A 23671-nucleotide genomic window follows, 5' to 3' on the forward strand; every position below is an offset into this window, starting at 1 on the left:
CTCTTCGACCCAGACGAGTGCTGGAACTATCTCAAGGCCGCAGGATATGTCGCAGGTTAAAACAGAAATGCTTTAGGTCGTCGGCGCGCTGGCGTCCCAGGCCGCGACCATGGCGCGGGCCCGCGCCGCGACCGTGTCGGCACTGTCGCCGGGCCGATACAGTGCCGAGCCGATGCCAAAGCCGGTCGCACCCGCGCGGCGCCAGTCACCCATGTTCTCGGCCGAGACCCCGCCCACCGCCCAGCAGCCGGTGCCCGCGGGCAGCACCGCGCGCATGGCGCGCAGCCCGGCCGGACCGATCAGCTCGCCCGGGAACAGCTTCAGCGCCGTGGCCCCGGCGGCCAGCGCGGCAAAGGCCTCGGTCGGGGTCATCACCCCGGGATAGCTTTCCATGCCAAGGGTCCGCGTCGCCCGGATCACCCCGGGGTCGTAATTGGGCGAGATCACCATGCGCCCGCCGGCGCCGGCGACGGCATGCACCTGCGCCTCGCTCAGCACCGTGCCGGCGCCGATCTGCGCCCGGGCGCCGAAATCGCGGGCCATGATCGCGATGCTGCCCAGTGCCTCGGGCGAGTTCATCGGCACCTCGATGCGCTCGATGCCGGCGGCGATCAGCGCTTGCGCGATGCCGGCGGCCTCGGGCGGGGTCAGACCGCGCAGGATGGCGATCAGCGGGCGGGAAAGGGTCATGCCTGGCGTCCTTGTGTGTTCAGGAACTGTTCATGCGCGCGGGTGAGCCCGGCCAGCGTCGCCGTCTCGACCGGCAGGGTGGCGGGTCCGACGCCCTGGGCGGCAAGCGCGCGCGCATAAAGCGCCGAGAGCGCCGGCGCCCCGATCAGCGTCACGGCAGAGCCCAGCCACCAGGGGCGGGCCGCGGCCAGTTCCCAGCCGATCAGCGTGCCGGACAGCCGCGCCCGCGCCGTGACCGCCGGCAGGCCCTGCAACAGCGATTCGGCGCGCAGCTGGAACAGCGTGCCGAAGGCATGCGCCGGCCGCGTCATCGCCTCGGAAACCGCCTCGAGAAAGGCCGCGTCGTCGCTGTCTTCGCTGTCCACGCTGTGGCGCAGCACGGATTGCCGGCTAAGCAGGCCAAAGATCTCGCCGGTCATCAGGCTCTTGAAGCCGCAGATCTCGCCGGCCGAGATGCGGGCCCATTTCGTATGCGTGCCCGGCAGGCAGGCGATGCCGTCAAAGCCGGGATCAAGCGCCAGCAGGCCGGCAATCTGGGTTTCCTCGCCGCGCATGACATCGGCGGGCCGGTCCTGGCTGACGCCGCAGACCAGCCGCACCGGCCGCCCGCCCGGATCCCCGGGCACAGCGACCAGGCTGGGCGTGGCGGCGCAGGGGGTGGCGACATAGGGCGCTTCGACCCAGCCCTGGCGCGCACCGACCATGCCGCAGGCGATGACCGGAACCGCCGGCCAGCCGGCGCTGGCCTCGGCCAGCACGCGCGGGAAATCGTCGGGGGCAAGCCCGGCCATGCCGCGGTCCAGCGCCCGCCGCGCCAGCACCTGCCGCCCCGACATGGCCCAGAGTCGCAGGTTCGTCGTGCCCCAGTCGGCGGCGATCCAGTCGATGGCTGCGCTCAAGAACCCTCTCCTCTTCCGGCAACGAAGTTTCAAATAATGAAACTATAGATCATTTGTTGAAACAATGTGGCGAATCGCCTAGCCTGTCAACCGGATGGTGCGGGAAGGGGGCGGATTTGGCCGACACGGAACGGGCGGCGGATGGGACGGTCGGGCGGACGCTGGCGGTGCTGGACCTGGTGGCCGGCTTTGGCCGCCCCGTGCGCTTTGCCGAGATCCTGCCGCAGTCCGGCCTGCCCAAGGCGACACTTTATCGTTTCCTGCAGGTGCTGACGCGCCAGGACCTGCTGGCGCATGACCCGGAACGCCAGACCTACGCCCCGGGCATGCGGCTGGTACGGCTGGCCCATGCCGCCTGGGCGCAGTCAAGCCTTGCGCCCCTGGCGCAGGGGGTGCTGGACCGGCTGGCCGATGCGCTGGGGCAGACCGTGCACCTGGCGCAGCTCGACAATGGCGCGGTGCTTTACGTGGACAAGCGCAATGCACGCCAGCCGGTCGAGATGTTCTCGCAATCGGGCAGGGTCGGGCCGGCCTATTGCACCGGCGTCGGCAAGGCGATGCTGGCCTGGCTGCCCGAGAAGCGCCTGGCCGAGGCGCTGGCGCTGCAGTCCTTTCACCGCCATACGCCGCATACGCTGGTCACGGCCGATGCGCTGCGCGCCGATCTGGCGCAGATTCGCGCCCGCGGCTTTGCGCTGGACGACGAGGAGCATGAGCCGGGCATCGCCTGCCTTGCCGCGCCGATCCTGTCGCGCGCGGGGCGGCTGCTGGGGGCGATCTCGGTGACCACGACCACCGCCGCCACCAGCCGCGGGCAGCTGCTGGCGCTGGCCGGCCCGGTCATGGCCGCGGCGGCCGAGATTGCCAGCCTGGCCGAGACCTGGCGCTTTCCCGAGGCCCGGCCGGCCTAAGCCCTTGCCGTCACTGGGGGCATGCACGCCCTGCGCGTGCATCGGAACTGCCGGCGGCATGACGTCACCGCGGGATAATTTTACATACAGCAATAATTCATTAGAATAATGAATTTGCGGAAACAAAGCAGTCCTTCATACCATCGGTGCTACTGGAATGGCCCGGGGATGGATGCGGACGTGGCGGCAGGTGCCGCAGGTCCGGGATGGCGAAAGGGCAGGGACGCCCGGCCATCGCAGACATGCCCGGGACCGTGACGGTATCGTCCCGGTCGCCCGCGCAGCGATTTCATGGACATGCAACTTGCGAATGTGCCCGGCACGCCGGGCGCAGCCGCCGCCTGCCGGCCATGCGCGACCGGGCCAACGACAACAGATCACGGGGAGAATCCACTCAATGAACCTGCCAGTTTTCCGGCGCGCCGCGCTGACCAGCGTCATGGCCCTCGGGCTTTTCGGCATGGGTGCCGCGGGCGCCATGGCCGAGGATTTCAAGATGGGCCTCCTGGTGCCCGGCTCGGTGTCCGAAGAGGGCTGGAACCGCATCGGCTATAACGCGCTGAAGGGCGTCGAGGAGCAGCTGGGCGCCAAGATCAGCTATGTCGAGCTGGCGCAGAACCCGGCCTCGTTCGAGAAAGCCTTCCGCGATTACGCCAGCCAGGGCTATCAGGTCATTCTGGGCCACGGGTTCGAACTGCAGGACGCGGCGCTGGAAGTGGCACCGGATTTTCCCGACACCACCTTCCTGATTTCCTCGAGCGATATCTTTGAGGACAATGTGATCGGGCTGAACACCGACACCAGCCAGCCTTTCTATCTGATGGGCGTGATCGCCGCCAAGATGGGCAAGAAGGCCGGTCTGGTCGGCGGCATGGAGATCCCGCCGATCCAGCAGTCCTTCGCCGGCTTCAAGGCGGGCGCGAAAAGCGTGAACCCGGATTTCCAGGTCAGCGAGGCCTATATCGGTAATTTCACCGATACCGCCGCGGCCAAGGAATCGGCGCTGAGCATGATCGCGCAGGGTGCCGATTTCGTGGTGCCGAACGCCTCGGGCGCGACCGTGGGCGCCTATCAGGGCATCGCGGAATCGGGTGACGGGGTGAAAAGCTTCAGCATCTACACCGACTTCACCGAAGTGGCGCCGAAAAACATCCTGGGCCTCTACGTCGCCGATTACGCGCAGGGCGTGGTCGAGGTGGTGCGCGCGGTCAAGGACGGCAACCCGCCGACCGACAACGTCGCCTTCGGCCTGAAGGATCCCAAGGTGATCAGCTTCCATTTCCGCGACGACAATCCCGCGGTCAGCGTCCCCGAGGACATCCGCAAGGAAATCGCCGCGATCAGCGCCGATATTGCTGCGGGCAAGATCAACACCATGCCGGAATGACGTGGCGGCCGCGGCGCGGGGGGCCGCCGCGGCGAAACATCTTGCAAGGGGTTCCTGACAGATGACGCAGATTGAACATGACGGGCGCGGGCTTTGCGGTCCCGGCCCCCTGCGCCGCATCACGCGCGCCCTGGCCGATGCGGCGCTGGCCGCGCTCATGCCCATTGCCGCCGTGGCCGTTGCCCTGGGCGTGGGCGGGTTGCTGCTGGCGGTCAACGGCTTCAACGGCTGGGACGTGATCAGCGTGATGGTCTTCGGGGTGTTCTCGGACCTGCGCTCGGTGTCCGAGGTGCTGCTGAAGGCGGTGCCGCTGATCCTGATCGGCGCGGGCCTGTGCGTGGCCTTCCGCGCCAATATGTGGAACATCGGCGCCGAGGGCCAGTTCTACGCCGGCGCCGTGCTGGCGACGCTGGTCGGCACCAGTTTCTCCGGTCTGAACGCCTGGGTCTATGTGCCGCTGGTCATGCTGGCCGGCGCGCTTGGCGGCTTCCTGTGGTCGGGGATCGCGGGCTGGCTGAAGGTTCGTTTCGGCGCGAGCGAGATCGTGACCACGATCATGCTGAACTATATCGCGCTCATTGGCACCAGCTGGCTGGTCACCGGGCCGATGAGGGACGCAAAGGCCGCCTATCCGCAATCGGCGCGGCTGTTTCGTGACGCCTATATCCCCGACCTGATCCCCGGCACCCGGCTGCATATCGGTCTGGCGGTGGCCTTGGTGCTGGCGGTGGTGCTCTATGTCTATCTGTACCGCTCGAGCTCGGGCTATGCACTGCGGGTCGTGGGCATCAACCCCCATGCCGCGCGCTATGCGGGCATGAGCGCGGGGCGCAAGATGCTGATCGCCATGTGCATCAGCGGGGCGATGGCGGGTCTGGCCGGGGCATTCGAGATCGCGGGCGTGACGCATCGGCTTTATCAGAACATTTCGCCCGGCTACGGGTTCGAGGCGATCGCGGTGGCGCTCTTGGCGGTCAACAACCCCTTGGGTGCGGTGGCGTCGGGGGTGCTGTTCGCGGTGCTGCGCTCGGGGTCGGAGCTGATGCAGATCACCTCGCAGGTGCCGCAGGTGCTGGTCTCGGTCATCCAGGGCGTGGTCATCCTCTCGGTGGTGTCCTTCGCCGTCCTGAAACTGCGGCGAGGCCGGTAAGGGGGAAGCCATGGAACACGCAATCACGCTGGGCTTTTTCGCCACCCTGATCGGGGCGGCATGGCGGCTGGCGACGCCCTTGATCTTCGCCTCGGTCGGCGAGGTGATCTCGGAGCGCGCAGGCGTCCTGAACATCGGCATCGAGGGCACCATGGCCGCCGGCGCCTTCTGCGGCTTTGCGGCCACCTTTGCCAGTGGCAGCCTGCATCTGGGGCTGGCGGCGGGGATCATGGCGGGCATCGTCTTTGGCCTGATCTTTGGCTTCTTCACCATCACCGTGAAGGCCGATCAGATCGTTGTCGGCGCGGCCATCAACATGCTGGGACTGGGGCTCACGGGCTTTCTGTTCCGCACCTATTACGTCTCGACCGGGAAGGGGGTGGATATTGCCCAGCCGGTGCATATCCCCTTCCTCAGCGACATTCCCTATCTGGGCGAGGCGCTGTTTCGCCAGAACCTGATCGTTTATTCGACCATCCCGGTGGCGGTGCTGGCGGCGGTGCTGCTCTATCGGACCAGTTTCGGCCTGACCCTGCGGGCGGTCGGCGATCACCCGAAGGCGGTCGATGTCGCCGGGCGTTCGGTCGCCGCCTATCGCTATGGCGCGGTGGTGATCGGTTCGGCGCTGGCCGGCCTGGGCGGGGCCTTCCTGACGCTCGGCCATTCCAATCAGTTCGTCGAGGGCATGACCTCGGGGCGGGGCTTCATCGCGCTCGCGGTGGTGGTGTTCGCGCGCTGGTCGCCGCTGGGGGCGTTTTTCGTCTCGCTGCTGTTTGGGGTGTTTTACGCGCTGCAGCTGCAGTTGCAGGCGCAGCCGATGCTGAACATTCCCTATCAGGCGCTGCAGGTGCTGCCCTATGTGATGACGATCCTGGCGCTGGTTCTGGTGCGTGGCAAGAACGTCGCTCCGCGCAAGCTGGGCGTGCCCTATGGCGAGAGGTGAGGCGATGACGCAACCCATCCTGCTGATGAAGGACATCCACAAGTCCTTTGGCGATCTGGTGGTCAGCCGCGGCGTCACCCTGGAGGTCGATGAGGGCGAGATCCATTCGCTGCTGGGCGAGAACGGTGCGGGTAAAAGCGTGCTGATGAGCATGCTCTGCGGCATCCTGCGCCCGAACAGCGGCGAGATCATCTACAAGGGCGCGGCGCTCAATCTGACCTCGCCACGCGAGGCGATCCAGCACCGCATCGGCATGGTGCATCAGCATTTCATGCTGGTGCCGAACCTGACCGTGGCCGAGAATTACATCCTTGGGCAGGGCACGCCCCTGCGGCTGATCCGCGACATGGGCGCGCTAGAGGCGCGCATCTGCGAGCTCAGCGACCGCTACGGCCTGGACGTGCGCCCGGATGCGGTGATCGAGGATCTGTCGGTCGGTGAGCAGCAGCGGGTCGAGATCCTGAAGGTGCTGTTCCACGGCTGCGACCTGCTGGTGCTGGACGAGCCGACCGCGGTGCTGACCCCGCAGGAAACCGACCGGCTGCTGGTCCTGATGCGCGATCTGGTTGCGGACGGCAAGACCATCATCTTCATTTCGCACAAGCTTGACGAGGTGATGCGGGTCTCGGACCGGATCAGCGTCATGCGCGATTGCCATGTCGTGCATACGACGCGGGTGCAGGACACGAACCCGCGCGAACTGGCGCGGCTGATGGTCGGGCGCGACGTGCTGATGGAACTGCCGCGCGCGCCCGCGCAGCCCGGCGAGGCGGTGCTGCGGGTCGAGGGGCTCAATGCCCGCAACGATCTGGGCCTGCCGGCGCTGAAGGACATCGACCTCAGCGTGCACCGGGGCGAGATCGTCGGCATCGCCGGGGTCTCCGGCAATGGCCAGACGGAACTGGCGCTGGCGCTCGCCGGGCTGCTGAGCGCCGACAGCGGGCGCATTTCGCTGAAGGGGCGCGACATCACCGGCCTCAGTCCGGCCGAGGTCAATGCGCTGTCATTCGCCCATGTCCCCGAGGACCGGCACAAGATGGGCATTCTGCTGCCGCTGACTCTGGCGGAAAACGCCATCCTGCATTGCCATGACCGGGCGCCCTTTGCCCGGCGCGGGCTGCTGCAGCGCCGCCAGATCGCCGAATTCACCCGCGAGCTGATCCGCCGCTTTCGGGTCAAGACCCCGGATGAAAACGAAAGAATCGGCAATCTGTCCGGCGGCAACCAGCAAAAGCTGGTGGTGGCGCGCGAACTGGCGCGCGACCCGGATTTCATCCTGGTCAGCCAGCTGACGCGTGGCATCGACATCGGTGCCATCGAATTCATCCTGCAGGAAATGCTGCGCCAGCGCGACGCCGGCCGGGCGATCCTCTTGATCTCGACCGAGCTCGAGGAGCTGTTCGCGGTCTGCGACCGCATCCTTGTCATGTGCCATGGCGAGATCATGGGCGAGGTGCCGCCCGATCGCAGCCGCCTCGAGGAAGTGGGCCTGCTGATGGCCGGCAAGAAACCCGAACCCGACCATGCCGGGACGGTTGCCAGCCATGCCCTGGCCGGGGCATCCTGCTGAACACGGGGGCGGAACGATTGCACGGGGCAGGATTGCCGGGACATGGCAACATGAACATCACCATCCGGCAGCTGCGCGCCTTTCTGGCGGTGGCCGATCTTGGCCGCTTCAATCTGGCGGCCAACAGCCTTGGCCTGACGCAATCGGCGGTCAGCATCCTGATCCGCGAGCTTGAGACCGAGATGGGCGTGCGCCTGTTCGACCGCCACACGCGCATGGTCAGCCTTTCCGGCATCGGGCAAGAGTTCCTGCCGCGCGCCCGCAAGGTGATCGAGGATCTGGACCAGGCCGCGCGCAGCGTGCGCGACAGCGCCACGCTGAAAAGCGGCAAGGTGACCATCGCCGCCGCCATCGTGCTGGCCGCGACCACGGTACCGCCGCTGCTGGCTGAATTCCTGCGCCGCCATCCCGGCGTCACCGTGCAGCTGCGCGACATGCCCGAGGAACGCATCCGCCCGGCGCTGAAGCGCGACGAGGTGGATATCGCCATCGGCACCCAGGTCGATGAGGACCCCGAGATCACCTCGACTCCGGTGGGCCGCGACCGCCTGATGCTGACCTGTCATGCCGACCATCCCCTGGCCCGCAAGCCCCGCGTCCGATGGGCCGACCTCGCCGACGAACGCATGATCGTGCTGGCCCCGGAAAACCCGCTGCGCGAGATCGTCGAGCGCACGATGATCCGCGTCGCGCCGCATTTCCGTCCCAGCTATGAGGTGCGGTTTTCCTCGACCGCGATCAGCATGATCTCGGCCGGGATGGGGGTCTCGGTGTTGCCCGAGAACTCGCGCCTGCTGGCACCCGAGGTGCGGGTGTGCTCGGTCGCGCTGGTCGAGCCCGAGATCACCCGCGAGGTGGCGCTGCTGCAGCACCGCTACCGCTCGCTTTCGCCTGCGGCCGAGCAGCTGCGGGCGATGATCCTGCAGGGCGTGGGCGATCCGCTGTGGCTAGAGCCGGCCTGACGGGGCGGGGGTCGGCTGCGGGCGCAGGCGCCGCAGGATGGTCAGGAAATGCGCCAGCGTCGGCAGGGGGTCGCCCTCGCGGTAGATGGCATAAAGCGGCACCTGTGGCGGCGCGGGCAGGATGCGGCGGAAGGCCACGTTCGGTTGCGCCATGCGCTGCATGCTGGCCGGCAGCAGCGCCACGCCCATATTGGCGCCGACCAGGCTGAGCAGCGACTGCACCTCGACCACCTGCTGGCGGATCTGCGGCGTGAATCCGGCCTGCACGCAGCACTGGTAAAGGAAATCGGCGAATCGCGACTGGTTGAGCCCGAACATGACAAAGGGCTGGTCGTGCAGGTCCGCCAGCCGCAGCGCCGGGCGGCGCGCCAGCGCATGGTCGCTGGGCAGCGCCACCATCAGATCCTCCTGCATGATCACCTCGCGGCACAGGCCCTCGTGTTCCGAGGGCAGGCGGAACAGGCAGATGTCGAGCCGCCGTTCCAGCAGCGCTTCGATCTGGCGCTGCGGCGTCAGCTCGTGCAATTGCCATTCGACATCGGGATGGCGGATGCGGAACGCTTCGAGCGCCGCCGGCACCACGCCCACCAGCGACGAGCTGATCACCCCGATCTCAAGCCGGCCGATCTGGCCGCGCGCCGTCAGCCGCGCGGTGCTGACCGCGCGTTCCAGCTGTTCGAAGACCAGCGGCACCTGTTCGCGAAAGGCCAGGCCCGCCGGGGTCAGGGTCACGCCGTGATGGCTGCGGCGGAACAGATCGGCGCCCAGCTGCTCTTCGAGCTGTCGGATCTGCTGGCTCAGCGGCGGCTGCGACATGTTCAGCCGCGCGGCGGCGCGGCCGAAATGCAGCTCTTCGGCCAGTACGATGAAATAGCGCAGCGTCCGCAGGTTGAACTGCCGCGTTTCGGCATAGTCCATATCGAAAACCTCTCACCACCTCATGAAAGCGATATTATACGTCTTGCCGATCGCGTGCCAATGTCCGTCCGAGGGAAATCGCTGCCGTCGGGAAGGAGCGTCCAGCGGACGTTCGGCGCAGATGCCGCAAGGCGGATGCCACAGGGGGACGCAGGGGTTTTCTCGGCCATCGGCCCGCTCAGGGCCGAGCAGAAGGAGACCAGGATGATCATTGATACCAGCTGCTACCCGACCGATGTGGTCGATCTGGCTTGGCAGCACGACGGCGAGCCGTTCAGCGGCGAGCGCCTGATCCAGATGATGAACGGCCCCTACATGATCAACGGCAAGCCGCGCCGGATCGACAAGGCCTTCATCCAGCCGCCGCAGGGCAACACCATCTACACCTGGACCGACGGCGAGCTTTCGGGCCGCGAGTCGATCGACCAGTACATGGCCTATACTCTGAAGATGGTGCAGAAATACCCTGACCGCTTCATCGGCTGCTTTGTCTACAACCCGCGCTGCGGGGTGCAGAACGGCGTCGAGGCCATCGAGCGCTATGTCAAGGAACATGGCTTCAAGATGGTGCAGTTCCAGGCGAACATGCATGCCTACCGCCCCGACCGCGCCAAGGACTGGCTGCGTCCGGCGCTGGACAAATGCGCGGAACTGGGCGTGCTGGTCAAGGTCCACACCGGCGACGGCCCCTATTCGATCCCGTCGGAATGGATCCCCTTCATCAAGGAATATCCGCAGATCGACTTCATCATGGCGCATTTCGGCGTGCAGACCGGCGGCGTCTATTGCTTCGAGCCCTTCCAGTGGGCGATGGAACTGCCCAACGTCTATTGCGAAAGCGCCTGGTGCCTGCAGTCGCGCATCGTCGAATTCGCCAAGGAACTGCCGACGCACAAGATCCTTTACGGCTCCGACACGCCGCCCAATGAGCCGGGCATGTGGCTGAACCTGCTCGAGGTGCTGTGCCATGAGCCGCCGCAGGGCATGAACCTCAGCGAGGAAGTGCTGGAGGATTACCTCGGCAACAACCTCGCGCGCATGATCGGCCTGAACCCGACCCCGCATCCGGCCACCTACGAGGACGCCGTCGCCGAACTCGACCGCCACGGCATCGAGAACAAGCACTACCTGGCGACCCTCGTCTGAGCCCTCGGAGAACATAGATGATCATCGACACCCACCTGCATCCCACCAACCTGGTGGATGAGGCATGGCGCCACACCGGCGAGCCCTTCACCGGCGAGCGCATGCTGAAGCTGATGGACGGCCCCTACATGATCAACGGCAAGCCGCGCCGGATCGACATGGGCTTCATCCAGCCGCCGCCCGGCAACACCGGCTATCGCGACGGCAACCGCCGCGGCCGCGAGGGCATCCGCGACTACATGGCCTATGTCGCGGGCCTGTGCCAGAAATACCCCGACCGTTTCATCGGCAACTTCAACTTCAACCCGCGCTGGGGCCCGGAAGAAGGCGCGCTGGAGCTGGAATTCCACGTCAAGGAATATGGCTTCAAGATGCTGAAGCTGCATTCCAACATGCACGGCTACCGTCCGGACCGTGCGCTGGAATGGCTGCGCCCGGCGATGCGCATGTGCGCCAAATACAATATCGTCGTGCTGATCCACACCGGCGACGGGCCTTACTCGATCCCGACGCAGTTCTATCCGATCATCCGCGAATTCCCGATGGTCAACTTCATCATCGGCCATTTCGGCATCCAGACCGGCGGGAACTATTCCTTCGAGGCCTTCTGGATGGCGATGGACACGCCCAACGTCTACGTCGAGTCGGGCTGGTGCTTCCAGTCGCGGATCGTCGAATTCGCCAAGCAGCTGCCGCCGCACAAGATCGTCTTCGGCACCGATTCGCCGCCGAACAACCCCGGCATGTGGCTGCGCGAACTGGAAGTGCTGTGCTCGCCCGAGCCGCAGGGGATGAACCTCAGCGAGGACATCCTGGAAGACTATCTCGGCAACAATATTGCCCGTCTGATCGGCATCGAGCCCACCAAGCCTCCCAAGGACGTGGCCGAAGCCGAGAAGCGCCTCAAGGCGACTTACGTCTGAGGTCGGGGGTGCGGGGCCTAGGCGTCCCGCACCCATCCCCCCAAGCCCCTTCGGGAAAGAACATGCGCCAAAACCAGGACTTCCAGAGCTTTGCCCGCGACTATCGCAAACGCCACCCCGAGGACGTGCTGCACGTCCAGAACCCGCTGGGCTGTGGGCAGGATGTGACCGCGCTGGTCGAGGGGCTGGCGGCGAAGAACCGCAGCCCGATGCTGGTCTGCGATCAGGTTCCGGGCAGCAATTATCCGATCTATACCAACGTTTTCGCCTCGCGTGAGCGGATCGCGCGCATCTTCGGCACCGATGTCGCCGGGCTGCATGCCGAATACCAGCGCCGCGCCAATGCGCCCATCGAGCCGATCTATGTGGAAACCGGCCCGGTCTGCGAGGTCCTCACCGAGGGCGCGGCCGTCGATCTGGACGACCTGCCGATGATCCGGCATTTCGACTCCGACCGCGGCCCCTATATCACCAATGCGATCATCGTGGCGCAGGACCCGGTGACCGGGGTGGCGAACCTCAGCTATCACCGCTCGATGCGCCACGCCAAGGACGCCATCGCCACCAGCCTGCATTCGCGCGGCCATCTGTGGCGCATGTATCAGACCGCGCGCGAGGCCGGCCGTCCGCTGCCCGTCGCCATGGTCATCGGCGCGCATCCGCTGTTCATGCTGGCCGGATCGGCCCGCGTCGCCTACGGTGTCGATGAGCGTTCCATTGCCGGCGCGCTGATGCAGGAGCCCTTGCAACTGGTGCGCACGCCGCAGCATGGCATCGGCGTCCCGGCGGCGGCCGAGTTTGTGCTGGAAGGCCATCTCGACCCCGAGGCGCATGTGTCCGAGGGGCCGTTCGGCGAGTTCTCGGGCTACAGTTCCGACCGCTCGACCAACACGCTGTTCCATGTCACCGCGATCATGCGCAAATCCGCGCCGGTCCTGGTCGATGTCGTGGGCGGCGCCACCGCCGAGCATCTGAACCTTGCCCGCCTGCCGCGCGAGGCCGAGATGTATGAAAAGCTGAAAGCGCGCTTTCCGTCTGTCACGCAGCTGCATTACCCGACCTCGGGCACGCATTTCCACGCCTATGTGGCGCTGAAGCAGAACCGCCCGGGCGAGGCGCGTCAGGTCATGCTGGGTCTGCTGGGCTGGGACCCCTATCTGAAGACCGTGATCGCGGTCGATGAGGACATCGACGTGACGCAGGACAGCCAGGTGATGTGGGCGATGGCCACGCATTTCCAGCCGCACCGCGACATGTTCACCATCGACGGTCTGCCCGGAAGCCCGCTGGACCCGTCCTCGAGCGCCGACGGCACCACCTCGCGGCTGGCGCTGGACGCGACGCGGGGCGACAATTTCCACGGGGTCAAGGCGGTGCTGAGTGCCGAGGCCAAGACCCGCGCCCAGGGCATTCTGGCCGGGGCAGGGGCATGAACGCCCCCGCCATCCCGCGTGGCGAGACCCGCCGCCGGATGGCGGTGGGCATCTCGGGGGCCTCGGGCTTTATCTACGGGCTGCGGCTGCTGGAAATCCTGCGCGAGCTGGACATCGAGACCCATGTCATCGTCAGCCGCGCCGGGCTACTGACCATGGCCTATGAAACCGACTACAAGCTCTCGGACATCGAGGCGCGCTCGGACTTTCTTTATCGTTCCGACGATGTGGCGGCCTCGATTTCCAGCGGCTCGTTCAAGACCATGGGCATGATCATCGCGCCCTGTTCGATGAAGACGCTGGCCGAGATCGCCTCGGGCGTGACCTCGGGGCTGATCAGCCGCGCCGCCGAGGTGACGCTGAAGGAACGCCGCCGTCTGGTCTTGCTGGCGCGCGAGGCGCCACTGACGCAGACGCATCTGCAAAACATGCTGACCGTGACCCAGATGGGCGCCATCGTCAGCCCGCCGGTTCCGGCCTTTTACGCCAAGCCCGAAAGTCTTGAGGACATGGTCGATCACACGCTGGGGCGGGTGCTGGACATGTTTGACCTCGATGCGGGCTGCGTCAGGCGCTGGGTCAAGGCGCCATAAGTTACTACTTGGGAGGACTACACCATGCAAAAGACCGTCAAGGACAAGATCCCGGTCACCGTGCTCACGGGCTTTCTCGGCTCGGGCAAGACCACGCTCTTGAACTATATCCTCAAGGAAAACCACGGCATGAAGATCGCCGTGATCGAGAATGAGTTCGGCGAGATCGGCATCGACGGCGATCTGGTGATCGGCAGCACGGAAGAAATCTACGAGATGACCAATGGCTGCGTCTGCTGCGTGGCCGAGGCGCGCGACGACCTTCTGCGCGTGATCCGTCAGCTTCTGGCCCGTCCCGACCGGCTGGACCATATCCTGATCGAAACCAGCGGCCTTGCCGATCCCTATCCGGTGGCGCAGACCTTCTTCCTCGATGATCCGATCCGCGAGGAGACGAACCTCGATGGCGTGATCGCGCTGGTCGACGTCAAGCACATCCTCCAGCATCTCGACGATGCCAAGGTCGATGCGCTGGACAATCAGGCCGTCGATCAGATCGTCTGCGCCGACCGCATCGTGCTGAACAAGGTCGATCTGGCCGATGAGGCGCTGATCGTCGAGGTCGAGAGCCGGGTGAAGAAACTCAACGAGACCGCCGATCTGGTGCGCTCGAGCTATGCCCAGATCGACCTGAAGCGCATCCTTGGCCTCGCGGCCTTTGACCGCAACCGGCTGATGGCCGCGGATATCGTGGATGTGGAGGTTGACCACCACCACCATCACGACGCCTGGTCCAAGGACGGCGCGCATGAGCATGACGCCTCGGTCGGCTCGGTCGGCATCGAGCTGCCCGGCCATATGGACCCCGCCGCCATCGCGGCATGGGTGGCCGAGATGAAGGCGCAGGACATGAGCGACCTGTTCCGGATGAAGGGCATCTTCTCGATCAAGGGGGACGACTATTGCTATGTGCTGCACGGCGTGCATGACCAGATCGAGTTCCGCCCGAACCATCCCTGGGACAGCGAGGAACGCAGCAACAAGATGATCTTCATCGGCCGTCATCTGGACCGGGCTGCGCTGCAGTCGCGGCTGGCCGAATGCCTTGCCGCCTGACCTGATGTCAGGCGCACAGTAGCAGGCGGCACCCCCTTGGGGAGGAAGGGCGCGCCGCCTGGCCGTCCGGCCCTTGGGCCGGACCCCAAAAACCCGAGGGGGGATAATGACGAAGACGGTTCATCCGGTGGATGAGATCCTGCCGGCCCGCAAGATCACGGCGCTTGCGCTGCAGCATCTGGCGGTCTCCTATGTGGGATCGGTGGCGGTGCCGCTGATCATCGCCAATGCGCTGGGTTTTTCCCAACGCGAGACGGTCGTGCTGATCAGCGCGACCTTTTTCTGTTCCGGCATTGCGACGCTTTTGCAGACGGTGGGTTTCTGGCGCTTCGGCGTGCGCCTGCCGATCATGAACGGCGTGGCTTTCAGCAGTGTCTCGGCGATCATCGCCATCGGCACCATGCCGGGCGTCGGCATCGCCGGCATCTGCGGCGCGGTGATCCTTGGCGGGGTGTTCATCATGCTGATCGCGCCTTTGGCCGGCACGCTGCGGCGGTTCTTTCCGCCGGTGGTCACCGGCTGCGTCGTCACCGCGATCGGTCTGCAACTGCTGCCCGAGGCCTATCAATGGGCCGGCGGCGGTCATGGCGCCGACGATTTCGGCAATCCGATGTTCCTGGGCGTGGCGCTCTTGGTGCTGGTCGTCATTCTGGCGATGAACCGCATGGGTTCGCCCCTGGTGCGCAACCTTGCGGTGCTGGGCGGGCTGGCGGTCGGCGGCGTGGTCGCGGCCGCACTTGGCATGGGCAGTCTGGATGCGGTGCGCGCCGCCCCTTGGGTGATCGCGCCAACGCCCTTCCAGTTCGGCCTGCCGACATTCGCGCTCTTGCCCTTCATCACCATCGCCATCGTCATGCTGGTGCAGACAGTCGAGTCGATGGGCCTGTTCATCTCGATCAGCGACATCGTCGAGAAGGAAGCCACCCCCGAGATGGTCGCCGACGGCATCCGCGCCAATGGTCTGGCCAGCATTCTGGCCGGTCCCTTCGCCGGTTTCCCGGTCATCGCCCATATGGAGAACGTGGGTCTGGTGATCCTGTCCGGCGTGCGCAGCCGCTGGGTGGTGGCGCTGTGTGGGGTCATGCTCTGCGTCATGGCCTTTCTGCCCAAGTTCGGTGCGCTTCTGGCGGCAGTGCCGGCGCCAGCCTTGGGGGGTGCGGCCATTGCCATGTTCGGCATCGTGGCGGCGGCCGGCATCCAGGCGCTGTCGAAGGTCGATTACGCCGGCAACCAATACAACATGCTGATCGTGGCGTTGACCCTGGGCATCGCGCTGATCCCGGTCTTGGTGCCGGAACTGTTTGCGCAACTGCCCGCCTGGTCGCAGTCGATCCTGCACAGCAGCGTCGTCGTCGCCTGCGTGGTCTCGGTGCTGCTGAACCTGCTGCTGAACGGCGTCGGCGAGGTTGCGGACCATGACCCGCATCTGCCCGGCGCCGGCAAGCCGGGCATCGTCCCCGCCGAGTGAGCGAACCCGTCCCGGGGCCCCGCGGGTCCCGGGGCCGACCCCAAGCAACCGTCAGAACGAGAGCAGACCATGAACCAGATGCATCGCGCCTCCAGCCCGCGTCCCCGGCTGATCCGGGGCGGCCATGTCGTCAAGGGCGAGCGCAGCGAAGCCGCCGACATCGTGATCGCCGCCGATGGCCGCATCACCGCGATCGGCACGAAACTGACCGCCCCCGAGGGCGCCGAGGTGATCGAGGCCAAGGGATGCCTCGTCTCTGCGGGCTTTGTCGACATGCACCAGCATCTCGACAAGACCGGGGTGCTGCGCTTTACCCCCAATCCCTCGGGCACGCTGCAGGGCGCGCGCGAGGCCTTTGCCCGATACGCCCGCACCGCCCCGCCCGAGGATGTGCTGAACCGCGCCAGCAAGACCCTTGCGCTCTGCCTTGGGCATGGCACCACCGCCATCCGCAGCCATGTAAACGTGGACAAGGACGCCGGCTTCAACGGCATCGAGGCGCTCGCGCAGCTGCGCGCCGACTGGGCCGACCGCGTGCAGTTGCAGCTTGTGGGCTTCATGATCCCGCATCCGGGCCAGGATTACGACTGGCTTGAGGCCAATATCGGGCGCGCGGCCCAGATGGCCGATGTGCTGGGCGGCACCATCGCCGTGGCCGAGGACCCCGAGCGTTACCTCGACATCATCTTTGCCACCGCCGCCGAACGCGGGTTGCCGGTCGACCTGCACATGGACGAGCATCTGGACGCCGGGCGCACGCATTTCTCAAGCGTGTTCAAGCGCGTGCGCCGCTTCGGCATGCAGGGCCGCACGGTGCTGAGCCATGTCTCGGTGCTTAGCGCCATGCACCACCCCAATTTCCAGGAGATCATGGACGAGATCCTGGCGCTCGACATCGGTCTGGTCACGCTGCCGGCGGCGAATCTTTACCTGCAGGGCCGCGACGCCCGGATCCTGCCGCCGCGCGGGCTGACGCGGGTGGCCGAGCTGATCCGCGGCGGCGCGAAACTGGCCACGGCCTCGGACAATATCGAGGACCCCTTCGTGCCCACCGGCTCGGGCGACATGCTGGAGATTGCGCGCTGGACGCTGCTTGCGGGCCATCTGAAGGGCGACGAGCTGCCGCTGGTCTATCGGATGATCACCGAGATCCCGGCCGGGCTGATGGGGCTGCAGGACCACGGTCTTGCCGTTGGCAAGCGCGCCGATCTGGTGATCGCGCGCAGCCATGACGTGGCGACGCTGGTCGCGGGCGGGGCGGCCGACCTGCGCGTGCTGTCGGCGGGGCGGCTGGTCTCGGAGCGCGGGCTGCGCCAGGGCGCCGATCTCTGCCCGGCCTGAAGAGGACCGCAGGACCCCCGGCCGCGAGACCGGCGATCCTGCCCTGGGGATCCCGGCAGATCCGGCGGTCATCAAGGTCCAGAGGCACAAGCTCGTCCGGGCATGCGCAATCTGCTGTGCGCCATCCGGGGCAGATGGCTTTGCGGCGCAAAACGCACCGGCTTGTCCCGCGGCGATCCCCGGAAGGTTTCTTCCGCTGCGCAAGCGGGAGGGCCTTCTTGCCGCTCATTGATGCGTGCCCTGTCGAGAACGCATGCCCGATACCTGACCGGGCATGCCGAAGGGCAGGACAGCGGGACCGGCTGACAGGCGCCGGTGCCCTCATGCGGGGTGCGGCAGCAAAAGAGCCAGCCAGGCGAAAATGGGACCGGGCGGCCGGATCAGCCTGGTCATTCCCCGGACAGCTGGCGCTGCAAGGCGGGCAGGTCGGTCTTGCCCGAGGCCATGACCGGGATCTCGGCCAGCACCCGCAGCTCGGAGGGCAGCTGGATCTCGGCCACGCCCTTGTCGCGGGCGTGCAGGCGCAGCGCCTCCAGCGTCGCCGCCGGGTTGGCGATGGCCAGCACCACCCTTTCGCCCTTGCGCGGATCGGGCAGCGCGACCGCGCCCAAGGTCTCGCCGGGCCAGACCTCGGCCGCCAGCGCCTCGATGGCGGCCAGCGAGACCATCTCGCCGCCGACCTTGGCGAAGCGCTTGGCGCGGCCGACGATGATCATATGGCCGCTTTCGGCAAAGCGCACCACGTCGCCGGTGTCATACCAGCCATCGGGGGGCGGAACCAGCCGGCCCGGCGCCTCGGCCAGCAGATAGCCCGCCATGACATTGCCCCCGCGCACCGACAGCCGGTGCCCCTCGACCCCCGGCACGACCTGCAGCCGGTGCTCGATCCCCGGCAGCAGGCGGCCGACGGTGCCGGGGCGGTGGTCCTCGGGCACGTTCAGCGCCATGACCGGCCCGGTCTCGGTCGCGCCGTAACCCTCATAGATCGTGGCGCCGAAGCCGGCCCAGGTGGCGCGGGTGGCGGGCTTGACCGGCTCGGCCCCGGCGATGACGGCGCGCAGGGTGCCGAAATGCTCGACCCCGGCGCGGCGCGCCCAGGCGGTCAGGAAGGTGTCGGTGCCAAACAGCAGCGTTGCCTGCATGCGGCCGGCCAGTTCGGGAATGATGCGGTAATGCAGCGGCGAGGGATGCAGCCCGGTGCGGATGCCGCATAGCAGCGGAAACACGATCCCCGCCGTCAGCCCGAAGCTGTGAAACAGCGGCAGCGGCGACACCGCGCGGTCATGCGGCCCGACATTGGCCCGCGCCTGCAATTGCGCGACATTGGCCAGCAGATTGCCATGCGTCAGCACCACGCCTTTGGGCGCGCCCTCGGTTCCCGAGGTGAACAGCACCGCCGCCTCGGTGTCCCGCCCGACGCCGCGGGGGGCGAGACGGGACTGCACGAGGGCCAGCGCCTTGTCGATCAGGCCAAAGCCCGCGCGCAGATCCTCGGTCCACAGCATGGTCAGGCCGGCGCCCTCGATGGCCGCGATCACCGGTTCCAGCTTGCCCTTCTCGACAAAGGCGCGGCTGGAGACGACGGTGCGACAGCCGGCGGTGCGCAGCGCCGACAGCATCGGCCCCGCCCCCACCGTGGGGTTGATCAACGCTGGCACCCGCTCCGAGCGCCAGAAGCCCAGCAGCACCGCGATCGAGCCTGGCGCCGAGGGCAGCAGCACCCCCACGCGCTCGCCCTTGTCAAAGCGCCGGCGCAGGGCGCGTTCCAGCAGCGCGCCGGCCAGGGTGAACTGGCCCAGCGTCAGCGTGTTGCCCTCGATATCCTCGAAGGCCACGGTATCGGGGCCAAACTGACTGCGCACGGCCAGCACCGCCGCGGGCAGCGAGGCAAAGCGGTCCAGCGCCGCATAATCCTGTTCCTCCGACATGATCCCCTCCGGTCAGCCTTATTCGTTCAATGTGCGAAAGCCGGCGGTTTGGAAAGGGGGAAGCGCGCAAGGCACGAAATGTTCGGGCCGGCGGCGCCACGCCGTCATGGCCTGCCAGCGCGGCCTTCAGCACGGCGATGCCGGCAAGGATGAGATGGCTGAGGCTTTGGGGGCGCCGGATGCGTCGAGGCTGGCCAGGTCCAAGAAATTCGCTGCGCGGACCTTCGGCTCATGGCAGATCGTCTCGGCGATGGCCGCGGGTTTCGGCTGCTGAACCTTCCGGCTGACCTCAACCGGGAAGGGTTGGATATCGAGATTGATTTTTCCTTGCCGGCGGAACGGGTCATTCGCAGCCCGGACAGGATCATCGAATGACGCGGGCCAAGCCTGGCATCATGAGGGCCGAGAAGAGGAAGATCACCATCCAGCACATCCATCCAGGCCCGGCGCAGCAAGACAGGCCTGCATGCAGCGTTGCAACCGCATGGCCAGGCATGTGTGGCTCGACCGGTATTCCGTCGCAACCATCGAGGATGCCCGGGACCTCGCCTCGCAATGGCTCTGGACTTGCAGCAGCGACCAACCGAACATGGGTATCGGCGCCATCGCATCTGTCTGGAAACCGAGAATGGCCGCGCTTTACGGCATCGACACGCTGCGCGCGGCGGAGAACTTTCCGGTCTCGGGCCTGAGGATCGGGGCGCTGGCGCGGCTGATCCGCGCCATGGCGCTGACCAGGAAGGCGGTGGCGCTGGCCAATCTGCGGCTTGGGCAGCTGCCCGAGGCCTGGGCCCGGGTGAGCGCGGCGGCTTGCGCCGAGATCATCGCGGGCCAGCATGCCGCGCATTTCATCGTCGATGTGTTGCAGGGCGGCGGCATGGCCGGCGGCCCGTGCGGCGGGCGAATTGCAGTGTAACGCCTTCGAACCGCTGATCACCCACGCCCTGCTGAGCAGCCTGGAGCTGGTCGGGAACCCGGCGCGCCTTTTCGCCACGCGCTGCGCCGCGGGCTGTCTTGTCCCATCCGATCCGTCCGCAACCCCGAAAGAACCGACAGATGACCCTTGAGGCCGATGCCCATGCCGTGCTGTTTCCCGCCATCGACGACCTGACGCTCAGCGACAAGCTGGCCCGCTTTCTGGACCGCGGCGGGCGCAGCTTCCTGATCGGCGAGACCCGCGCCGAATATGTCGCGCGCCGCATGTCGGTCGCGCGCTGCAGCAATGAGACCGCCGGCATGATCCGCGATCTGGGCGCCGCGATCACCCGCCGCGCCGGCCCGGCGCTGTTCGCGCTGGACCAGGAGCCCTCGGGCATCCGCCGCCTGCACGGGCTGGTGCCGAAGCTGCCCGACAATCCGCAGCTGCATCGCATGCCCGCCGCCGACATCGAGGCCGCCGCCCGCCGCCCGCCGCAAGGCCGAGGCCGCGCGGGCGATGGGCGTGACCATGTTTCTCGCGCCCGTGCTGGATCTTGTGACCGGGCACAATCCCTGGCTGCAGGGGCGCGGCCTTGGCGCGGACGCGGCCGAGGTGGCGCGCATCGGCGCGGCCTTTGTGCGCGGCGTCGAGGCGGCGGGGGTCGTCGCCACCGCCAAGCATTTCCCCGGCCATCACGACATGGACGGCGATCCGGCGATCTGCGTCGCCACGGTCAGCGGCGGCGCGGTGGAACTGCTGCCGGGCATGATCCCGTTTCGCGCCGCGATCAAGGCCGGCGCGCGCGCGGTGATGACCGGCCCGGCGCTGGTCCCGGGTCTCGATGTCGGGATGCCCTCGTCGCTGTCGGCGCCGACCATCGCCCGGCTGCGCGATGATCTGGGGTTTGCCGGCCTGGTGGTCAGCGACGACCTCGATGCCGCCGGCACGCTGCGTGCGCAGCGCGATGTGCCCGGGGCGGCGGTCGCGGTGCTACGGGCCGGCTCGGACCTGCTGCTTCTGTCGGCGGCCAACGATCTGGCGCAGGTCAGCGCCCGCATCCTGGCCGCTGTGGCCGGTGGCAGCCTGCCCGAGTCGCGCCTTGCCAAAGCCGCCGCCCGCGTCCGCGCCCTGGCCGACAGCACGGGGTGACACAGAACGCCGGCTCAGCCGGCACGCATCATCGCCGACAGCCTTTCGCCGATCATGATGCAGACCGCATTCGGATTGCCGGATACCAGCGTCGGCATGATCGAGGCATCGGCGACGCGCAGCCCCTCGACCCCGTGCACGCGCAGCTGCGGATCGACCACCGCCAGATCGTCCGTGCCGGCGCGGCTGCTGCCCGCCGGATGCAGCGCGGCATGGGCCTCGGCCTGGCGGAAATGCGGCAGCACATCGCCGCAGCCCAGCCGGTGGCGCCCATCCGCTCCCAGGTGGCATAATCGTCGGGGTTGCCGCGGATATAGATCACTGCATTGACCGAGAACCCGCCCCCCAGCACGCTGGCCTGCACCATCAAGGGCGGCTCGGCGCGTATCTGGGCCTCGGTGGGTTCTCAGGGCAGGTGTTTCAGCAGCGGGCCCTGCACGGTCCTGTAACAGGCGCCGGGGATATGGATGCAGGGGCTCAGGTCGCGGCCCCTCCTCGCGCAGGGCTACGGTGCAGGCCGCGTCCTTGGACAGGCGCGCGGCGATGACGCAGCCGGTCGAGCCACCCCCCACGATCACACAATCGGCAATCTCCTTCGCGCCCTCCTGCATCGACGCTGCCCAGTAAACCGCGGGCGGGCGCGGCTGCGCCCGTTCGCCATCCCCGGCATCGGTTTTCTCAGTTAGCGTCCGAGAGTGTGGTGGAATTTCGTGCCGCGTTGGCGGTGTAGACCGGGGGTGGCCATCGAGGGTGACCGATGATCCCGATCGGCCACCTCAGATTCCACACCACCTTGACGGACGTGACCTTTTCTCATGGACATCGAACACCACGGCGCCGATGAGCCCGGTCTGGTGCGCGATGCCGAGGACCTGTGCCGCCTGGCGCGGCTTTCCGACATGGCGGCCGGCGAGGGGCTGCTGCTTTGCCTCGAGGCGCTGACCGGTGCCCGCAGAGCCGCGTCTTTGACCAGCTTGAACTGCTCGACCGGGCGGGGTGGGCCAATCTGCGCATGGTGGAGGATTTCCGGTATTGCCATGTCTCGGGTGACGGGCCGGACCGCATCGACCCGGCGCTGATCCATGGCGTGCATGGCTGCGATTCGCGCCGCCATGCCGGCGGCCACCCGAACGAGCGGCCGCTGCGCGACGTGGCCGCCGGCGCGGGCGTGCTGGACAAGCAGGAATGGGTCGATGCGGTAAAGGCCACGGGCTGCGGCGGCTTGTGGAGCGGCGAGCTTTTCTGCCGGCGCCAGCACCAGGACGACAGCTTTGCCGTGGCCGAGCGGATGAATGCGCGGCTGATGCGCCTGCCGGTGCTGGGCGGCTTGCCGAAACCGCGGCGGGTGATTAGCACTTTTGGGGCCGCGCCGCGGCTTACAGGGGGGAATGACGATGCAAATCCGCTATCTGCACACCATGGTGCGCGTGCTTGACCTTGAGCGCAGCATGAAGTTCTTTCGCCTGCTCGGGCTTGAGGAAATCCGCCGGATCGAGAACGAGAAGGGCCGTTTCACCCTGGTGTTCATGGCCCCGCCCGGCCAGCCCGAGACCCCGGTCGAACTGACCTGGAACTGGGATGGCGATCCGGGCCTGCCGGCGGACAGCCGCCATTTCGGCCATCTCGCCTATCGGGTCGGCAATATCTATGAGCTGTGCCAGAAGCTGGCGGATGCCGGCGTGACCATCAACCGCCCGCCGCGCGACGGGCACATGGCCTTTGTCCGCAGCCCCGACAACATCTCGGTCGAACTGCTGCAGGAGGGCGCGCACCTGCCGGTTCAGGAACCCTGGGCCAGCATGGAAAACACCGGCCACTGGTGACGGCTCAGCCCGGCTGGCCGGGGTGGTCATAGCCCAACACCCGCCCGGCGGCATCGACCCGGCACAGGTGCAGCCGGTCGCCGTCTCGGGTCTCGATCAGTGCGATCCCCGCCGCGTCCGAGATCCGCCGGGCCGAGATCTCGGACGCGGGGCGGCGGACATGGGCGGCGATGGCGGCGATGCAGGCGGCCTCCTGCTGCGCGCCGATGTCAGCGGCGGGGGGCTCGGCGCAGGCGGCCAGCAGGGCCATGGCCAGAAGCGGCGGCGTAATGCGCATGGGGCGATCCTTGTTCGGGGCACCGTGCAAGCATAGCAACGCAGCCGGCCCGGCGACAGCGCCATGCCCGGTCAGGTTCGGTTTTGCAGCCATGTCTTTCGCGTGTATAGAGGTGGCTGCGAAAATCTGAACAGCCGGGATAAGTGGATTTTCCGCGCAATGGCGGCATGATGCTGCGAGCGAGG

Annotated in this window: 23 protein-coding genes and 2 pseudogenes; 17 read left to right on the forward strand and 8 right to left on the reverse strand. The window is 67.1% G+C overall.

Translation table 11 applies throughout. The annotated features are described in order from the left end of the window. Positions 1-72: 72 nt before the first annotated feature. Positions 73-690, reverse strand: a complete 618-nt coding sequence (locus tag WMK75_RS13700; protein WP_347268216.1) for a 2-dehydro-3-deoxy-6-phosphogalactonate aldolase — start codon at positions 688-690, stop codon at positions 73-75. Then, positions 687-1589 (reverse strand): 2-dehydro-3-deoxygalactonokinase, encoded by a 903-nt coding sequence (locus WMK75_RS13705; protein ID WP_347268217.1) that lies wholly within the window; start codon positions 1587-1589, stop codon positions 687-689. The genes WMK75_RS13700 and WMK75_RS13705 overlap by 4 nt, the downstream gene beginning before the upstream one ends. A gap of 116 nt (positions 1590-1705) precedes the next feature. On the opposite strand from WMK75_RS13705, the gene WMK75_RS13710 reads away from it, so the two are divergent. The 6 genes from WMK75_RS13710 to WMK75_RS13735 all read left to right on the forward strand — a co-directional run bounded on the left by WMK75_RS13710 (position 1706) and on the right by WMK75_RS13735 (position 8512). Continuing rightward, positions 1706-2500, forward strand: a complete 795-nt coding sequence (locus WMK75_RS13710) for an IclR family transcriptional regulator (RefSeq protein ID WP_347268218.1) — start codon at positions 1706-1708, stop codon at positions 2498-2500. Between the two features lie 397 nt (positions 2501-2897). Further along, the gene (locus WMK75_RS13715; RefSeq protein WP_347268219.1) at positions 2898-3887 is read left to right on the forward strand and encodes a BMP family protein; all 990 of its coding nucleotides are present in this window, start codon (positions 2898-2900) and stop codon (positions 3885-3887) included. Between the two features lie 61 nt (positions 3888-3948). Next, a complete protein-coding gene (locus WMK75_RS13720; RefSeq protein WP_347268220.1) occupies positions 3949-5037 on the forward strand; it encodes an ABC transporter permease in 1089 nt (362 codons plus the stop codon). Between the two features lie 10 nt (positions 5038-5047). Next, on the forward strand, positions 5048-5980 hold the full coding sequence (locus tag WMK75_RS13725; protein WP_347268221.1) for an ABC transporter permease: 933 nt from the start codon (positions 5048-5050) through the stop codon (positions 5978-5980). Between the two features lie 4 nt (positions 5981-5984). Continuing rightward, the gene (locus tag WMK75_RS13730; protein WP_347268222.1) at positions 5985-7550 is read left to right on the forward strand and encodes an ABC transporter ATP-binding protein; all 1566 of its coding nucleotides are present in this window, start codon (positions 5985-5987) and stop codon (positions 7548-7550) included. A gap of 50 nt (positions 7551-7600) precedes the next feature. Continuing rightward, positions 7601-8512 carry a LysR substrate-binding domain-containing protein gene (locus WMK75_RS13735; RefSeq protein WP_347268223.1) on the forward strand — a complete coding sequence of 304 codons (912 nt, stop codon included), beginning with the start codon at positions 7601-7603 and terminating at the stop codon, positions 8510-8512. Here the strand turns inward: WMK75_RS13735 and WMK75_RS13740 are convergent. Next, positions 8498-9430: a LysR substrate-binding domain-containing protein gene (locus WMK75_RS13740; protein ID WP_347268224.1), complete on the reverse strand. Its 933-nt coding sequence runs from the start codon at positions 9428-9430 to the stop codon at positions 8498-8500. The two genes, WMK75_RS13735 and WMK75_RS13740, sit on opposite strands and share 15 nt — an antisense overlap. Before the next feature lie 204 nt (positions 9431-9634). Here WMK75_RS13740 and WMK75_RS13745 point away from each other — a divergent pair, with 204 nt between their 5' ends. The 7 genes from WMK75_RS13745 to WMK75_RS13775 all read left to right on the forward strand — a co-directional run bounded on the left by WMK75_RS13745 (position 9635) and on the right by WMK75_RS13775 (position 17390). Continuing rightward, on the forward strand, positions 9635-10576 hold the full coding sequence (locus WMK75_RS13745; RefSeq protein ID WP_347268225.1) for an amidohydrolase family protein: 942 nt from the start codon (positions 9635-9637) through the stop codon (positions 10574-10576). Positions 10577-10593: 17 nt separating this feature from the next. Beyond that, the gene (locus WMK75_RS13750) at positions 10594-11499 is read left to right on the forward strand and encodes an amidohydrolase family protein (RefSeq protein ID WP_347268226.1); all 906 of its coding nucleotides are present in this window, start codon (positions 10594-10596) and stop codon (positions 11497-11499) included. A gap of 62 nt (positions 11500-11561) precedes the next feature. Then, complete coding sequence (locus WMK75_RS13755) at positions 11562-12932, forward strand: UbiD family decarboxylase (protein WP_347268227.1); 1371 nt, start codon at positions 11562-11564, stop codon at positions 12930-12932. Further along, positions 12929-13525, forward strand: a complete 597-nt coding sequence (locus WMK75_RS13760; RefSeq protein ID WP_347268228.1) for a UbiX family flavin prenyltransferase — start codon at positions 12929-12931, stop codon at positions 13523-13525. The genes WMK75_RS13755 and WMK75_RS13760 overlap by 4 nt, the downstream gene beginning before the upstream one ends. A 24-nt stretch (positions 13526-13549) precedes the next feature. Then, positions 13550-14581: a GTP-binding protein gene (locus WMK75_RS13765; RefSeq protein WP_347268229.1), complete on the forward strand. Its 1032-nt coding sequence runs from the start codon at positions 13550-13552 to the stop codon at positions 14579-14581. Between the two features lie 106 nt (positions 14582-14687). Continuing rightward, positions 14688-16049: a nucleobase:cation symporter-2 family protein gene (locus tag WMK75_RS13770; protein WP_347268230.1), complete on the forward strand. Its 1362-nt coding sequence runs from the start codon at positions 14688-14690 to the stop codon at positions 16047-16049. Between the two features lie 69 nt (positions 16050-16118). After that, on the forward strand, positions 16119-17390 hold the full coding sequence (locus tag WMK75_RS13775; RefSeq protein WP_347268231.1) for an amidohydrolase family protein: 1272 nt from the start codon (positions 16119-16121) through the stop codon (positions 17388-17390). A 389-nt stretch (positions 17391-17779) separates the two neighbouring features. Here the strand turns inward: WMK75_RS13775 and WMK75_RS13780 are convergent, their stop codons facing one another. Continuing rightward, entirely contained in the window at positions 17780-19318 is a 1539-nt protein-coding gene (locus tag WMK75_RS13780) for an AMP-binding protein (RefSeq protein WP_347268232.1), read from the reverse strand. A 231-nt stretch (positions 19319-19549) separates the two neighbouring features. On the opposite strand from WMK75_RS13780, the pseudogene WMK75_RS13785 reads away from it, so the two are divergent. Further along, a pseudogene (locus tag WMK75_RS13785) lies at positions 19550-19955 on the forward strand (integrase core domain-containing protein); the annotation flags it as partial. 296 nt (positions 19956-20251) lie between these two features. Here the strand turns inward: WMK75_RS13785 and WMK75_RS13790 are convergent. Then, a complete protein-coding gene (locus WMK75_RS13790; protein ID WP_347268233.1) occupies positions 20252-20767 on the reverse strand; it encodes a hypothetical protein in 516 nt (171 codons plus the stop codon). Here WMK75_RS13790 and WMK75_RS13795 point away from each other — a divergent pair. After that, a complete protein-coding gene (locus tag WMK75_RS13795) occupies positions 20766-21386 on the forward strand; it encodes a glycoside hydrolase family 3 N-terminal domain-containing protein (protein WP_347268234.1) in 621 nt (206 codons plus the stop codon). The two genes, WMK75_RS13790 and WMK75_RS13795, sit on opposite strands and share 2 nt — an antisense overlap. A gap of 14 nt (positions 21387-21400) precedes the next feature. On the opposite strand, the gene WMK75_RS13800 is transcribed toward WMK75_RS13795, so the two are convergent. Together WMK75_RS13800 and WMK75_RS13805 are read right to left on the reverse strand one after the other, a co-directional pair. Continuing rightward, on the reverse strand, positions 21401-21631 hold the full coding sequence (locus tag WMK75_RS13800) for a GMC oxidoreductase (protein WP_347268235.1): 231 nt from the start codon (positions 21629-21631) through the stop codon (positions 21401-21403). 56 nt (positions 21632-21687) lie between these two features. Next, positions 21688-21753, reverse strand: a pseudogene (locus WMK75_RS13805) (hypothetical protein); the annotation flags it as partial. Positions 21754-22311: 558 nt separating this feature from the next. Between WMK75_RS13805 and WMK75_RS13810 the strand changes: the two are divergent. Further along, entirely contained in the window at positions 22312-22821 is a 510-nt protein-coding gene (locus WMK75_RS13810) for a hypothetical protein (protein WP_347268236.1), read from the forward strand. Continuing rightward, positions 22781-23209, forward strand: a complete 429-nt coding sequence (locus tag WMK75_RS13815) for a VOC family protein (protein WP_347268238.1) — start codon at positions 22781-22783, stop codon at positions 23207-23209. Before WMK75_RS13810 ends, WMK75_RS13815 begins: the two co-directional genes overlap by 41 nt. Before the next feature lie 4 nt (positions 23210-23213). On the opposite strand, the gene WMK75_RS13820 is transcribed toward WMK75_RS13815, so the two are convergent. Further along, positions 23214-23486, reverse strand: coding sequence for a hypothetical protein (locus tag WMK75_RS13820; protein WP_347268237.1), 273 nt, complete (start codon positions 23484-23486; stop codon positions 23214-23216). Positions 23487-23671: the final 185 nt, after the last annotated feature.

Source organism: Paracoccus sp. (in: a-proteobacteria) (genome assembly GCF_039808215.1).
GTDB lineage: Bacteria > Pseudomonadota > Alphaproteobacteria > Rhodobacterales > Rhodobacteraceae > Paracoccus.

What these genes read in the sequence shown, in the direction of transcription:
- WMK75_RS13760 (WP_347268228.1), top strand. Translation starts at nt 12,929, where the DNA reads ATGAACGCCCCCGCCATCCCGCGTGGCGAGACCCGCCGCCGGATGGCG.
- WMK75_RS13720 (WP_347268220.1), top strand. Translation starts at nt 3,949, where the DNA reads ATGACGCAGATTGAACATGACGGGCGCGGGCTTTGCGGTCCCGGCCCC.
- WMK75_RS13790 (WP_347268233.1), bottom strand. Translation starts at nt 20,767, where the DNA reads ATGGTCACGCCCATCGCCCGCGCGGCCTCGGCCTTGCGGCGGGCGGCG.
- WMK75_RS13725 (WP_347268221.1), top strand. Translation starts at nt 5,048, where the DNA reads ATGGAACACGCAATCACGCTGGGCTTTTTCGCCACCCTGATCGGGGCG.
- WMK75_RS13770 (WP_347268230.1), top strand. Translation starts at nt 14,688, where the DNA reads ATGACGAAGACGGTTCATCCGGTGGATGAGATCCTGCCGGCCCGCAAG.
- WMK75_RS13740 (WP_347268224.1), bottom strand. Translation starts at nt 9,430, where the DNA reads ATGGACTATGCCGAAACGCGGCAGTTCAACCTGCGGACGCTGCGCTAT.
- WMK75_RS13775 (WP_347268231.1), top strand. Translation starts at nt 16,119, where the DNA reads ATGAACCAGATGCATCGCGCCTCCAGCCCGCGTCCCCGGCTGATCCGG.
- WMK75_RS13765 (WP_347268229.1), top strand. Translation starts at nt 13,550, where the DNA reads ATGCAAAAGACCGTCAAGGACAAGATCCCGGTCACCGTGCTCACGGGC.
- WMK75_RS13745 (WP_347268225.1), top strand. Translation starts at nt 9,635, where the DNA reads ATGATCATTGATACCAGCTGCTACCCGACCGATGTGGTCGATCTGGCT.
- WMK75_RS13750 (WP_347268226.1), top strand. Translation starts at nt 10,594, where the DNA reads ATGATCATCGACACCCACCTGCATCCCACCAACCTGGTGGATGAGGCA.
- WMK75_RS13700 (WP_347268216.1), bottom strand. Translation starts at nt 690, where the DNA reads ATGACCCTTTCCCGCCCGCTGATCGCCATCCTGCGCGGTCTGACCCCG.
- WMK75_RS13735 (WP_347268223.1), top strand. Translation starts at nt 7,601, where the DNA reads ATGAACATCACCATCCGGCAGCTGCGCGCCTTTCTGGCGGTGGCCGAT.
- WMK75_RS13755 (WP_347268227.1), top strand. Translation starts at nt 11,562, where the DNA reads ATGCGCCAAAACCAGGACTTCCAGAGCTTTGCCCGCGACTATCGCAAA.
- WMK75_RS13815 (WP_347268238.1), top strand. Translation starts at nt 22,781, where the DNA reads ATGCAAATCCGCTATCTGCACACCATGGTGCGCGTGCTTGACCTTGAG.
- WMK75_RS13795 (WP_347268234.1), top strand. Translation starts at nt 20,766, where the DNA reads ATGTTTCTCGCGCCCGTGCTGGATCTTGTGACCGGGCACAATCCCTGG.
- WMK75_RS13780 (WP_347268232.1), bottom strand. Translation starts at nt 19,318, where the DNA reads ATGTCGGAGGAACAGGATTATGCGGCGCTGGACCGCTTTGCCTCGCTG.
- WMK75_RS13730 (WP_347268222.1), top strand. Translation starts at nt 5,985, where the DNA reads ATGACGCAACCCATCCTGCTGATGAAGGACATCCACAAGTCCTTTGGC.
- WMK75_RS13715 (WP_347268219.1), top strand. Translation starts at nt 2,898, where the DNA reads ATGAACCTGCCAGTTTTCCGGCGCGCCGCGCTGACCAGCGTCATGGCC.
- WMK75_RS13820 (WP_347268237.1), bottom strand. Translation starts at nt 23,486, where the DNA reads ATGCGCATTACGCCGCCGCTTCTGGCCATGGCCCTGCTGGCCGCCTGC.